At 63.6% G+C, this 13,805-nt stretch carries 9 protein-coding genes; all 9 read left to right on the plus strand.

Features of this window, described 5'->3' with window-relative positions; all coding sequences use genetic code 11:
* Positions 1-6: 6 nt before the first annotated feature.
* The 9 genes from JFT85_RS16500 (at position 7) to tagQ (ending at position 13,766) form a co-directional block, all read left to right on the plus strand.
* A complete protein-coding gene (locus JFT85_RS16500; RefSeq protein ID WP_201230151.1) occupies positions 7-1,296 on the plus strand; it encodes a DotU family type VI secretion system protein in 1,290 nt (429 codons plus the stop codon).
* Entirely contained in the window at positions 1,293-4,793 is a 3,501-nt protein-coding gene (tssM, locus tag JFT85_RS16505) for a type VI secretion system membrane subunit TssM (RefSeq protein WP_069551169.1), read from the plus strand. Before JFT85_RS16500 ends, tssM begins: the two co-directional genes overlap by 4 nt.
* Entirely contained in the window at positions 4,790-5,443 is a 654-nt protein-coding gene (gene tagF / locus JFT85_RS16510) for a type VI secretion system-associated protein TagF (RefSeq protein WP_053258680.1), read from the plus strand. Before tssM ends, tagF begins: the two co-directional genes overlap by 4 nt.
* A complete protein-coding gene (locus tag JFT85_RS16515) occupies positions 5,444-6,163 on the plus strand; it encodes a PP2C family protein-serine/threonine phosphatase (protein WP_069551168.1) in 720 nt (239 codons plus the stop codon).
* A complete protein-coding gene (locus JFT85_RS16520) occupies positions 6,160-9,162 on the plus strand; it encodes a serine/threonine-protein kinase (protein ID WP_201230152.1) in 3,003 nt (1,000 codons plus the stop codon). The genes JFT85_RS16515 and JFT85_RS16520 overlap by 4 nt, the downstream gene beginning before the upstream one ends.
* Positions 9,162-9,866 (plus strand): ABC transporter ATP-binding protein, encoded by a 705-nt coding sequence (locus JFT85_RS16525; RefSeq protein WP_053258677.1) that lies wholly within the window; start codon positions 9,162-9,164, stop codon positions 9,864-9,866. The genes JFT85_RS16520 and JFT85_RS16525 overlap by 1 nt, the downstream gene beginning before the upstream one ends.
* Positions 9,866-11,050 carry an ABC transporter permease gene (locus tag JFT85_RS16530; protein ID WP_201230153.1) on the plus strand — a complete coding sequence of 395 codons (1,185 nt, stop codon included), beginning with the start codon at positions 9,866-9,868 and terminating at the stop codon, positions 11,048-11,050. The genes JFT85_RS16525 and JFT85_RS16530 overlap by 1 nt, the downstream gene beginning before the upstream one ends.
* Complete coding sequence (locus JFT85_RS16535) at positions 11,043-12,755, plus strand: formylglycine-generating enzyme family protein (RefSeq protein WP_053258675.1); 1,713 nt, start codon at positions 11,043-11,045, stop codon at positions 12,753-12,755. The genes JFT85_RS16530 and JFT85_RS16535 overlap by 8 nt, the downstream gene beginning before the upstream one ends.
* Before the next feature lie 84 nt (positions 12,756-12,839).
* Positions 12,840-13,766 carry a type VI secretion system-associated lipoprotein TagQ gene (gene tagQ, locus JFT85_RS16540; RefSeq protein WP_053258674.1) on the plus strand — a complete coding sequence of 309 codons (927 nt, stop codon included), beginning with the start codon at positions 12,840-12,842 and terminating at the stop codon, positions 13,764-13,766.
* The last annotated feature ends 39 nt before the right edge of the window (positions 13,767-13,805 follow it).

The raw sequence follows: 13,805 nt of genomic DNA on the forward strand, positions 1-13,805 counted from the left end.
TCCGCGATGCATCCCAATGATGATGACCGCACCCAGTTCATGCCGCGCCCGGGTGGCCGTGCGCCGGAGCCTGCGCGTGCAGAACCGGAACCGCTGTCGATGCCGGCCGCGCCAATCCTGACCGGTAAAAGCCAAGGCCTCAACCCGCTGGAAAGCGCCGCGGGCCCGTTGCTCGCGCTGCTGACACGCCTGCGCAACACCATCGCGCACCCGGCGCCGGCCAGTCTGCGCGCGCAGTTACTGGCCTACTTGCGTCAGTTCGAAGAACGCGCCGAAGCCGCCGGTGTGGCGCGCAACGAAGTGTTGCTGGCGCGTTACGCGCTGTGCACCGCGCTGGATGAGGCGGTGTTGAGTACGCCATGGGGCAGCACCAGCGACTGGGGCAAACAGAGCTTGTTGATCACTGTGCACAACGAAGCCTGGGGCGGCGAAAAAGTCTTCCAGTTGCTCGACCACTGCCTGCAAAGCCCGCGCGAGCGCCTGTATTTGCTGGAGCTGTTGTACCTGTGCATGTGCCTGGGTTTCGAGGGCCGCTACCGCGTGATGAACGACGGTCGCAGCCAGTTGGAAGCCTTGCGTGAACGCACTGCCGCGGCCATTCGCAGCGCCCGTGGTGAGCACGAGCGTGAGCTGTCGCCGCATTGGCGCGGCGTGACCGTGGCGCGTGATCGCCTGGCGCAATTCATGCCGCCATGGATCGCCGTGGCCATCGGCCTGGCGCTGCTGTTGGCGTTGCTGTTCGGTTTGCGCATGAAACTGGCATCGGATGCCGAGCCGGTGTTCAAGAATATCCATGCCCTGGGCGAGATCCCGGTGCAGGCCATCGACCGTCCTGTGGTGCAACCGAAAGTAATCGAACGGCCACGCCTGGCAGGCTTTTTGGTGGAAGACATCAAGGCGGGCCGCGTGGCCGTGGAAGACAAGGTCGACCGTTCCGTCGTGACGATCCGGGGCGATGAGCTGTTCGCGTCGGCCAGTTCCAGCATTGTCGATGACTACCAGCCGCTGATGCTGCGCATCGCCGATGCCATCCGCAAGGTCAAGGGCCAGGTGCGCGTCACCGGGCACAGCGATAACCGCCCGATTGCCACGCTGCGGTTCCCGTCCAACTGGGCGTTGTCCGAAGCGCGCGCCAAGTCGGTGCTGGAGATTCTGGCGGCCAAGACCGGCCAGGCGGATCGCTTCAGCGCCGAAGGCAGAAGCGACACCACGCCGGTGGCCACTAATGCCACTGCCGAAGGCCGTGCCCGCAATCGTCGGGTTGAAATCACCGTATTGGCGGAGGGCGTCGAGTGAAGGCGTTTTTCAGTTTTATGATTCGCTGGGTGATCCCGTTGCTGGGCCTGATCGCCCTCAGCCTGATCATCTGGTTTGTCGGGCCGTTGCTCGATTTCCTGGTGCCGGAAGGGCGCCGTTGGGCGCTGATCATCCTGGTGTTTGCCGTATGGATCGCTTACCGCGTGTTCCGCATTATCCAGGCCCGGCGCCAGGCCGCCGAAGTGATGCGCAGCCTGGCGGCCGAAACGCCGGTCGACCCCAACAGTGTCGCCACTGCCGAAGAGTTATCGACCCTGCGCCAGCGCATGGACGAAGCCCTCACGCTGCTGAAAAAGGCCAAGCTTGGCGGTGACGAACGTCGCAACCTCTACGAGCTGCCGTGGTACGTGATCATCGGCCCGCCGGGCTCGGGCAAGACCACCGCGCTGGTCAACTCCGGCCTGCATTTTCCGCTCGCCGCGCAATTGGGCGCCGGTGCGGTGCGGGGCGTTGGCGGTACGCGCAATTGCGACTGGTGGTTTACCGATCAAGCCGTTTTGCTCGACACCGCTGGCCGCTACACCACGCAAGACAGCAACTCCACGGTGGATAAAGCCGCGTGGCTGGGCTTCCTTGACCTGCTGAAAAAGCAGCGCTCGCGCCGCCCGATCGACGGTGCTTTTATCGCTATCAGCCTGTCCGATTTGCTGCTGGGCAGCGATGCCGAGCGCGCCGCCCATGCTGCCGCGATTCGCCTGCGTATCCAGGAGCTGTACACCCAGCTGGGCGTGCGTTTCCCGATCTACCTGATGCTGACCAAGCTCGACCTGGTGCCGGGCTTCATGGAGTTCTTCGACAACCTGAGCAAAGAAGACCGCGCCCAGGTGTGGGGCATGACCTTTGCCCTGGATGACGGCAAGAACAGCGACAGCCCGTTGGCCCATCTGCAAAGCGAATTTGCAGGCTTGGAACAGCGCCTCAACGAACGCTTGGTGGAACGCTTGCAACAGGAGCGCGACCCGGCGCGGCGCGACCTGATCTACGGCTTCCCGCAGCAGTTCGGCGCGTTGAAGGATTGCCTGCAAAGCTTCCTTGAGGGCGTGTTCAAGCCCAATGCTTTTGAAGAGCGTGTATTGCTGCGCGGCGTGTACTTCACCAGCGGCACCCAGGAAGGCAGCCCGATTGATCGCTTGATCGGCGCCATGGCCCAGAGCATGAATCTGGACCGCCAGCACCTGGCGCGCCAGAGCGGTACCGGGCGCAGTTATTTCATCGAAAAACTGTTCACTGCCGTGGCGTTTGCCGAGCGTGGCCTGGTGGGGGTGAACCCGAAGGTCGAGCGGCGGCGCAAATGGATCGCACGCGGCGTATTGGCCGCTACCGTGGCCCTGGTCGTGGTGGTGAGCAGTTTGTGGTGGGTGAGTTATCGCGCCAATCAGGCCTACATCGCCCAAGTCGACCAGAAGGTCGCGCCGCTGGGCCAGACGGTACAGAACCTCAGCCCGGCGCAGCGTGACGTCCTCGCCGTGCTGCCGTTGCTCAATGCGGTGAAGAACCTCGCGGGTGATTCGCCGAACTGGTCCGAAGGGCTGGGCCTGTATCAAGGCGACATGCTTGAAGCTGAGTCCGCCAGTGTCTACCGCAAGCTGTTGATCGCAGTATTCGCGCCCCGCCTGGTGACGCGCATCGAGGAGCAACTGCACGGCGGTGGCAATTCCGACTTCCTCTATGAAGGCCTCAAGGCCTACCTGATGCTCGCCGACAATGAGCATTACGACCCGGACTTCATCAAGGCCTGGATCGCCCTGGACTGGGACCGCAGCTTGCCGCGTGACCTGCCGGCCGATCAGCGCCAGGCGTTGACCGGGCATTTGCAGGCGCTGTTCGAGCGCCATCCGCCGAACGCGCGACTCGACCCACGGCTGATCGACGACCTGCGTCGGCAACTGCAACAACTGCCGGTGGCCCAGCGCGTCTATGACCGGGTCAAACGTCAGAAACTGCCCGATGGCATTCCTGACTTTCGTATCAACGAAGCCGCCGGCCGTGACGCGGCGCTGGTGTTCAGCCGTAAAAGTGGCAAGCCGCTGGGCGAGCCGTTGAGTGGGTTTTTCACCGCCAAGGGCTATCGTCAGGCGTTCCTGCTGAGCAGCTTGAATCAGACGGGCACCCTGGCTGAAGAGCAGTGGGTGCTGGGCCGCGAACAGGCGGACCAGCAGAACGTGGCGAGCCTCGCCGCCGATGTGCGCCGCCTGTATTTCCAGGATTACCAGCGCCAGTGGGATGCCTTGCTTGCGGATATCGACTTCGTGCCGATCACCAGCGTGGCCCAGGCCGCCGATGTGCTGCGAGTGATATCCGGCCCGACGTCGCCGCTGAAAAAACTGCTGGTTGCGGTGGCCAGGGAAACCGACCTGCAAGCCGAAGAGCGCCAATTGGCCGCCAAAGGCGTGCCGGTGGAAGGCGGTGTCGACAAGCTCAAGGAGCGCCTCGGCAGCCTGCTCGGCCAGGAGCAACAGACCACCAGCACTGCGCAAGCGGCGGATGATCCGGTGACCGCGCATTTCGCTGAACTCAACAGCATCGTCAGCAAAAACGAAGGCGAACCGGCCGCTATCGACGGCCTGCTCGCGGATATGAACGCGCTGTATGTGCAGGTCAGCGCCATGGTCGGTGCCAGTGGCGATGCGTTGCTCGGCGAGGCGAAGAACCAGGCGGCGGCAGCGGCCACGCGGGTCAGCCTGAATGCGGAGCGCCAGCCGCCGCTGGTGCAGGGCATGGTCAAGTCGGTGGTCAATTCCACCACCAACAGCATGATGGGCGGCGTGCGTAACCAACTGAACGCAGCGTGGGTCAGCGAAGTGGTCAACGTGTATCGCCAGTCCCTGGCCGGTCGTTACCCGATGTCGCCAGGCAGCGCGCGCGACGCCACGCTGGATGACTTTGGGCAGTTTTTTGGTGTGGGCGGGGTGATGGATAACTACTTCCGCAAATACCTGCAGCCTTACGTGGACACGTCCGCGTCGACCTGGCGCTGGCAGCCTGGCGCAGCGCAGAAGCTCGGGATTGCGCCGGGCGTGCTGCAAACCTTCCAGCGTGCGGCGGCCATTCGTGATGCGTTCTTCCGCGCCGGCGGCACCCAGCCGATTGTGCGTTTCGAACTCAAGCCGGTGTCGATGGACCCGACGATCACTCAGTTCCTGCTGGATCTGGACGGCCAGCAATTGAGCTACGACCACGGCCCAAGCCGCCCGGTGGCCATGCAGTGGCCGAACCCGGGCAGCATTGGCGTGGTGCGTATTTCCATCATGCCGCCGTCGGCCAGCGGCCGTTCGGGCGTGACCCTGGACGGGCCGTGGGCGTGGTTCCGCCTGCTGGAGCAATCGGACCTCACCGCCGGTAACTCGCCGGACCGTTTCAACCTGCGCCTGCGAGTAGACGGCGCGAGCATCGCCTACGAGTTGCGTGCCAACAGCGCCTTCAACCCGTTCAAGAGCCGTGTGCTCAGCGGCTTCAGCCTGCCGGAGCGGCTATGACGACGCTGGGTTTCTACGGCAAGTTGGCCAGCCGCGGTGACTTTGTCAGTCGCGCCTTGCCCCAGAGTTTTATCGGCCCGTGGGACAGCTGGCTGGCGGCGGGGTTGCTCGCCAGCCAGAACAGCCTGGGCGGCGACTGGCTCAACGTGTACCTGGTCAGCCCGTTGTGGCGCTTTGTGCTGGCGCCCGGTGTGTGCGGGCCGGACGCTGCGGCGGGCGTGGTGATGCCAAGCATTGACCGGGTCGGGCGGTATTTTCCGTTGGCGGTGGTCGCTTTGCTGGATCACGACACCAATCCGGCTTCGCTGGTCGGCGGGCCGGACACCTGGTTCGAACAGGCTGAAGAGCTGTTGCTCAGCACCCTGGACGCGGGCGCGACCTTTGAAGGCTTCAACGACGACCTCGACAAACTGGGCATTCCAGCCAGTGAGCCGCGCGCCGTGGACAGCCGCTTTGCGGGCCTGCAACGGGTTGCCGCCACCGTGCCCCACAGCCGAATGACCGCGCTCGCCGAACAGGCCTGCGAAGGCGCCAGCCTGTGGTGGGGGCGTGGTTCGCAGGTGATTTCTCCTGGTTTATTACGGTGTCAGGGTTTGCCTGCCGCCAGTGATTTTGCGCAGTTTTTGCTCGGACAAGAAGGTGTGGTGTAGATGGGGTCGACGTTCAAATCCGCGAGCAAAAGCCATGTGGGCATGGTGCGCCAGGTCAATGAAGACGCGTGCCTGGACCTGCCGGAAAACCGCCTGTGGGTGGTGGCCGATGGCATGGGCGGGCATGCGGCAGGGGACTATGTCAGCAGCCTGATCGTCGACAGCCTGCGCAATGTGCCGGTGGGGCGGTCTCTGGATGAGTATTCGGCGGCCCTGCGCAATGACCTGATCCGCATCAACGCGAGCGTGCGTGAAGAAACGGCCAACCGTGGCGTGACGATGATGGGCAGTACCGTCGTTGTGCTGGCGGCACGCGGCCTGCGTGGCGTGTGTTTGTGGGCCGGTGACAGTCGCTTGTACCGCCTGCGCGATGGCGTGCTCGAAGGCATTTCCCGCGACCACAGCTACGTGCAGGACCTGCAGGACAGCGGCTTGCTCAGCGAAGCCGATGCCCGCGTGCACCCGCGCGCCAATATCGTCACCCGCGCGGTGGGTGTGGAGGCGCAGCTGGAATTGGCCGTGGTCGACTTGCTGATCGCGCCCGGCGACAGCTACCTGCTGTGCAGCGACGGCCTGAACAAGACCGTCGAGGACCATGAAATCCGCGAGGTCCTCAGCCATGACGCCCCGGATGAAATCGTGCGCAGCCTGGTGCACCTGGGGCTTAACCGGGGCGCGCCGGACAACATCACCGCCATTGTCGTGAAGGTTTCGCCATGAACATCGTGATTGCGGGTTATGACATCGAAGGCGAGATCGGCGAAGGCGCCATGGCCAGCGTGTACCTGGCGACCCAACGCTCGCTGGAGCGCAAGGTGGCGTTGAAGGTGATGGCGGCGGCGTTGGCGGCTGATCCGAGTTTTTGCGAGCGTTTCCTGCGCGAGGGCAAGACCCTGGCGCGCCTGTCCCACCCGCACACGGTGACCATCCATGACATCGGCAATGTCGGTGAGCTGTATTACATGGCCATGGAGTACCTGCCCAACGGCACGCTCAAAGAGCGTATCGCTGCCGGGCTGACGCCGGAGCAGGGCGTGACCCTGATCCGCCAGATCGCCTCGGCCCTGGGCTATGCGCATGCCCAGGGGCTGGTGCACCGCGACGTCAAACCGGCGAATATTCTGTTCCGCGCCGACGGCACCGCGGTGTTGTCGGACTTCGGTATCGCCAAGTCGCTGGACGACCGTACCCAGTTCACCCAGGCCGGATTTGCCGTGGGCACGCCGAGCTACATGAGCCCGGAACAGGCGCGCGGCCAGGAGATTGATGGCCGCGCCGACCTGTACGCGCTGGGCGTGGTGCTCTATGAAATCCTTGTCGGCAAGCTGCCCTACACCGGCACCGATGCACTCTCCACCGCGCTGGCTCACCTGACCGAGCCGCTGCCGGAGTTGCCGGTGCACCACGGCCGTTATCAGGACGTGCTGCGTAAGCTGTTGGCCAAGGACCCGGCCGAGCGTTTCCCGGATGCGGCGGCGTTGTTGCGGGCCTTGGATCAACTGCCGGCGGACTCGCCTGAAGCGACGCTGGTGCGGCCGTTGCCGATTCCGCTGAGTTTTGATCTGGCGGGTATGACTCCGGTGTCCATCGAGATTCCGACTGAAAAGCCTCAGCCACAACCGGTGCGCCAGCCAGTGGTGACACCGACGCAACACCACGCCGTGTCCGAACAGCGTCGAGGGCCGGTGCTGGCGTTGGCTGCAGTCGCGGTGGCGGTGGCGCTGGCGATTGGCGGTGCCAGTTACTGGTGGCTGAGCAGCGGCGATACGCCTGCGGCACCGCCCGCCGCCGTAGTCCCGAAAACACCGGCGACCCCGACGCCGCCACCTACGCCGGTAAAACCGGCCGTGGCGGATGTGGATGGCGGCCAGCGGCCTTTGCTGATGGCCGGCAAAAAGACCTTGTTTCAACGGGTGCTCAGCAAGCCCGGCGCCAAGCTGTCCCATGACGCCGGTGGTACGGCCGACGAGGCGCTGCCGGCGTTTTCCGTGCTCTACGTTTACCAGCGCAAAGACATCGATGGCAGCCCGTGGGTGCGTGTCGGTGCCGCCACCGATGGGCGCAGCGATGGCTGGTTGCCAGCCGCTCAGGTCAGCGACTGGAAGCAAAGCCTGGTGCTCAAGTTCACCGAGCGCTCGGGCCGTGCGCCGGTGATGTTCCTGCGCCAATCCTCTGAGGTGGAAAAACTGTTGGCGGATCCCGCTGCCGCGAAAACCGCCTTGGCCAAGGCGCAGAAGAACAGCGAAGACAATCAACAAGTGCTGGCGCTTGAGCCGACGGCCAGCGCGGTCCCGCAAAACCAGTTTTACCTGCTGCCGATCTTCGACGCCAAGGAGAGCTTCGATGAAAACGGCCAACCGGTGCAGTTGCTTAACGTAGCGTCCATCGATCCCGGGAGTGCTGCTGCCGCCAAACCGGCCGCCCGTGTGCTCAGCGCCAATGCCGACGCCTTCCGCACCGCGGTGGTGTTGGTGGTCGACACCACCGTGTCGATGCAGCCTTATATCGACCAGGTCCGCGACGTCGTACATGAGCTGCAAACCCGCATTGCCGAGCGCGGCGAGTTGGACAGCGTCAGCTTCGGCCTGGTGGGTTTTCGCAACAGCATCAAGAAAACCCCGGGCCTGGAATATGTGGCCAAGACCCTGATCACCCTTGATCAGGGTCGCGATCCGCAACGCTTCCTCGACATGGCGCGTCAGGTCAAGGCGTCTACCGTGTCCAGCCACTCGTTCAACGAAGACGCGTTTGCCGGTGTGATGCAGGCGGTGGATGACATGGATTGGTCCGGCTACGGCGGGCGCATTATCCTGCTGGTCACCGACGCCGGCGCGCTGCGTAAAAACGATCCGTTTGCCGCCACCCAAATGAACGAAGCCGAAGTGCGCCAGGCGGCACTGGGCAAGCAGATCAAGATCTACGCCCTGCACCTGCGCACCGACGCCGGCAAGAAAACCCATGCCGGTGCGGAAAGCCAATATCGCGTGCTCACCGCCGACGCCAACCCGCAGATCGGCGACCTCTATACGCCGGTGCCGGGCGGTGATGTGCGCAAGCTCGGCGAGCGTGTCGATGAGATTGGCAGCGTGTTTGCCAACCTCGTGCACCAAGTGCGCAGCAATACGCCGCAACCGGTGCCGCTGCTGAGCTCCGCGCCGAGCCTGGCCGATAAGTCCGCCGCTGTCGGCTACGCCATGCACATGGATTTTCTCGGCCGCAAAACCGCGAGCCAGGCCCCGCAATTGGTCAGCGCCTGGACGGCCGACCGGGACCTGACGAACCCGGCGCTGCCGGCGTTCCAGGTGTGCGTGATGTTAACCAAGTTGCAGCTCAATGACCTGCAGCAATCGTTGAAGCTGATCGTCGATGCCGCGCGCAAAACCCAGACCTCGCCCAAAGACTTCTTCCAGGAAATCGCCAGCGCCTCGGCCTATATGAGCCGCGACCCGCAAGCCCTGCGCAAGGGCGGCAACCTGGCCGACGGCGGCCTTCTCGGCGAATACCTGGAAGGCCTGCCGTACCGCAGCAAGTCGCTGAACATGACGCAGGACTTGTGGTTGTCGTTGAGTGTCGCCGAGCAGGAAGACTTTATTGACGAGCTGGATTCGAAAATCCGTCTCTACGAAACCTTCCACAATGACGTGGCCAATTGGGTCCGTTTCGGCGATGCCGAACCGGGCGATGCGTTGTATCGCGTGCCGTTGTCGACGCTGCCGTGATGTTGACTGTGAGCGCGGTGCATAAGAGCCGGGGCCTCGGTAGCCAGCGCTATAGCCTGGTGATTCCGGCGCTGACGCTGCGGGCGGGTGAGCAACTGGCAATTGTCGGGCCGAGTGGCTGTGGCAAAAGCACGTTGCTGGATCTGTTGGCGCTGGTGTTGGCGCCGGATCAGGTTGGCCAGTTTGTCTTCAACCAGGTCGACATTGGCGGCTTGTGGCGTGGCGATCAACACTCCACGTTGGCCGGGTTACGTAGCCGGCACTTGGGCTATGTGCTGCAAACCGGTGGGCTGCTGGGGTTTCTCGATGTGCGCGGGAATATCGCTCTGTCCCGGCAACTGTTGGGGTTGAAGGACGACGGCAGCGTGGCGCGGCTGGCCGAGCAACTGGAAATCAGCGATCAGTTGGCCAAAAAACCGGCCTCGCTGTCAGTGGGCCAACGCCAGCGCGTCAGCTGCGCCCGAGCCTTGGCCCACGCGCCGCAACTGGTGCTGGCGGATGAGCCGACGGCGTCCCTTGACCCGCTTAATGCTGAGCGTGTGATGCAGGCGCTGCTGGCCCAGGCCCTCGAACACCGTGCGGCCTGCGTGATCGCCACGCATGACGAACCCCTGGCCCGTGCCAGCGGCTTGCAGGTGCGGCGCATCACTTGCCGTCGTGACACCGACGGCGGCGTCACCGCGACCCTCGGGGAGGCGTGCTGATGCGCAGCGGTCTGGTTGCCTCACTGGCCTGGCAGGATTACCGCAACGATGCCTGGCTGTCCGCCTGTTCGGTGCTGGCGCTGGTGGCCGTCATGGTGCCGTTGCTGGTGTTATTTGGCCTGAAGTTTGGACTGGTTAGCAGTTTGACCGAACGCCTGGAGACCGATCCCGCCACCCGTGAAATTATTCCGTTGGGCGGTGGTCGATTCAGCAGCGCGTTTATCGAGCAGCTCGGCCTGCGCAGTGATGTCGGGTTTGCCGTGCCGCGTACCCGGCAGATTGCGGCGACCGCGCAGGTGGGCACGCTCACCCTGGAAATGCTGCCGACGGCGCCGGGCGATCCTTTGCTGGCGGATTTGCCGATGCCGCGCGGCCTGGACCAGATTGTGCTGAGCCACACCGCCGCTGAAAAGCTCGCGGCGCGACCTGGGGATTGGTTGGAAGCCCGTTTTGCGCGACAAGTGGCGGGGCGTGTCGAAGACCAGCGCACACGGCTGCAGGTGCAGGCGGTATTGCCGCTGGAAGCCTTTGCCCGCGATGGGTTGTTGGCAGATTTGGGCCTGCTGGAAGCGGCCGAAGATTATCGCGACGGTCGCGCGGTGCCCGCATTGGGTTGGGAGGGTGACGCGGTGGGTGTGAGTGAGCAGCGTGTGTACCCGGCGTTTCGCCTGTACGCACGCACCCTTACCGATGTAGATCCGTTGCGAGTGTATTTTGCCGGGCAGAATCTGTTGGTCTCGACCCAGGCGCAAACCATCGCCCAGGTGCAGTCGTTGAGCCGCAACCTGTCGATCGTGTTCTGGATCATCGCCGGGCTGGCCTTGGCGGGCGCGTTTGCGGCGATCTTTGCCGGGGCGTTGGCCGCCGTGGCGCGCAAGCGCCGGGAGTTATCCGTGTTGCGTCTGCTGGGGTTTTCCACCGGCGCACTGTTGCTGTTTGTGGTGATGCAGGCGCTCTACAGCGCAGGTTTCGCCGCTGTGCTGAGTGCCGGGCTCTATGGCTTGGCCGAGATGGGTTTGAATCAATTATTTGTGCAGGTGCCGGGCGAATACGCCAGTCACCTGCTGGCGCGTCACTACGGCCTGGCCCTGGTTGCAATCCTTGGCGTCAGCGCCGTGGCGGCGGCCTGTGGTGGTTGGCGAGTGGCGCGTATCCAGGCTTCTGAAGGAATCAGAGATGTATAAGTTACTGGGCGCCTGTGTGGTGCTGAGCGTGGCGTCGATAGCGTGGGCCGATGAGGCCAGCGACAAACTCGACAACCCCAAACCGCTGCCGGACGACGTCAGCCTGCCGCTGCCCTGCGAAGGCAACATGGTGTTCCGCTATGCCTACGTGCTGGCCCAGGGCACCTTGGATGACCGTGAGATCAGCCTCGGCTACCCCTTCGCCGAAGGTGAGGCGGGTTATCAGCAGTCGTTTATTTCCGGCTACCGGCGCGACTTCATCAACGGCCAGTTCACCCTCAAGGACCTGCCGAAGGACTGGAACACAGTCATCGCGCCGTTGATGCCGAAGACCGACGCGAAAACCCCGCTCAAGCCGATGCTGTACTTCATTGGCAAGTATGAAGTGACTGCACGCCAGTACGCCCAGGTGATGTCCCAGGCGCAGTCGTTGGCCAGCGGTGAGCCGGCCCCGGCCTGCGATTTGCCCACCGGCATGGCCGCGCGTTTGCCCAAGGTGAAACTCTCGCGTTTTGAAGCCGAGCGCTTCTCGGCGGTGTACAGCGCCTGGCTGATGAAATACCACCGTGACTTGCTGCCGGTCAGCGGCCGCGGCGCCTCGGCGGAAGACGGTGGCCTGGGCTTTGTGCGCCTGCCCACCGAAGTGGAATGGGAATACGCCGCGCGCGGTGGCCAGGCAGTGAGCCGCCAGGACCTGGAAGGGCGCCTGTTCCCACGGCGCGTCGAAGGCAGCGAAAGCGACGGCCCGCTGGCCGATTACGCGGTATTCAACCAGGTTGCCGGCGGCACTGGCCAGGCCGCGCGCCTGATGCCCATCGGCACCAAACTGCCCAACCCGATCGGCATGTTCGATGTGATCGGCAATGCGGCGGAAATGGTCCAGGAATCCTTCCAGCTGGTGCATGCCGGGCGTCGCCAGGGCACCTACGGCGGTTTTGTGGTCAAGGGCGGCAATTACCTGGAAGGCGAGGGCACGCTGTTCACCGGCATGCGCCGCGAGTATCCGCTGTTCGCCGCTGACGGCACCGAGCAAAGCAACGAGACCACGGGTTTTCGCGTGGCGGTGGGGGCGTTGTCGGCGCCGCGCTCGCGTTACAAGGAGCTGTTCGCCCAGTGGCAAAAAGAGGGCCGCCTGGCCTCGTTGACCGACGCGATTGACGATGCCCAGGACCCGACCAAGCGCCTGGACAGCATTATCTCGGCCAGCGTCGATCCCAAGCTGCAAGCCGAACTGGGGCTGGTCAACGAAGAGCTCAAGCGCAACGTCTCGCTGATCGCCCAGCAACGCGAAGAGGCGGCGGGCAACCTGATCCAGTCGGCTGCATTGGTGGCCGAGACCATCAGCAACTACAACATTCGCCTGACCAACCTGCAGAAGAGTCGCCAGCAGGCCTTGGACAACAAGGACACGGCCAGCGCCCAGCTGTTTGCCACGGCCATCGACAATGGGCGTAGCGCGCTTGATGGCGCGGTGGCGATCTACATCGACAACCTGGCCACCGGCACGCGCTACACCGATGCGGTTATCCAGGCGCAGTTTCAACGTATCAAGGAAGAGTTGGATCGCAAGCCAGTGCTCGGTAAAAGCCTGGTGACGCGCGCGACACTGTTCGTTCGCCATGTCGGCAACTACCGCAAGCAACAGCGGGCCGACCCGGCAACGATCTTGAAGGAATTGCTCGCAGCGAGCGGTCAGCGGTCTTGACCGCTGGTTGTATAGCGAGCTTGGAAGGGACTCAGGCGGCGGTGGGCCGTGCTGGGCAAGTCAAACTTAAAAGAGAACACACCTATGCTTTTTTCCCGTAAGGCGGTTTCCAAGCGTCACCTGCTGCTGATCGCAGCCGGTTTCAGCACCGTGTTGACTGGTTGCGCCACGTCACCGGCGTCCAAGGTCGCGTCAAGCACCAAGGTCGAGTACTACCCGAACTGCTACGAGCCGGTGCAGCACTTGCGTGCAACCGATTCGAACATGACCAAGTCGGTTGTGACCGGTGCGGCCCTCGGCGCGGCCGGCGGTGCTCTGTTGGGTGCGCTGACCGGCGACTCCGAAAAGCGCGGCCGTAACGCCGCTATCGGTGCAGCGGGCGGCGCCCTGGCTGGCGGCGCAGCGGGTTACTACACCGAGCGTCAGAAGCAGATCACGGATGACAACCAGCGCATCGCGTCGTACTCCACGGACTTCAACAAAAGCGCTTCCGACATCGACCGTAGCACCGCTTACGCCAAGGCGTCCCAGCAGTGCTACCAGAGCGCGTTCACCAAGCTGGTGGCCGATCGTAAAGCCAAGGCCGTCAACGACACCGAAGGCCGCAAGCGCCTGGCGGAAATCGTTGCAGGCTTGAAGGAGTCCAATGACCTGATCGTTGCGGTCAACGGTAAAGCCAGCGAAGACCTGAATAACTACACCCAGGCCTACGAGAAAGACCTGCAGCAAGTCGGTGTGCAGCGCAACGATGTGGTAACCGTTGCCCAGGCCGATGTAACGCCGCCAGTTGTACCGGCCAAGAAAGGCAAAGCACCGGCAAAAGTCGCGAAAAAGCCAGTATTGCCAACCGTGCCGAAAGAAGCGGTGACCACCGAGAAGAGCATCCAGACCGTGCAGGCCAAGCAAGCTGAAAGCAAGCAGGTCGCCAGCGCCGGTAAAGCACAGATCGAAGGCACCTGCCGCGATCCTAACCTCGCCGATTGGGCGCCGGTGCCTTGCCCTAACGTTTAAGTAACATGTTGCTATAAGCGTTAAACGCCAACCGATCTC

Source organism: Pseudomonas sp. TH04 (assembly GCF_016651355.1).
Lineage (GTDB): Bacteria > Pseudomonadota > Gammaproteobacteria > Pseudomonadales > Pseudomonadaceae > Aquipseudomonas > Aquipseudomonas fluorescens.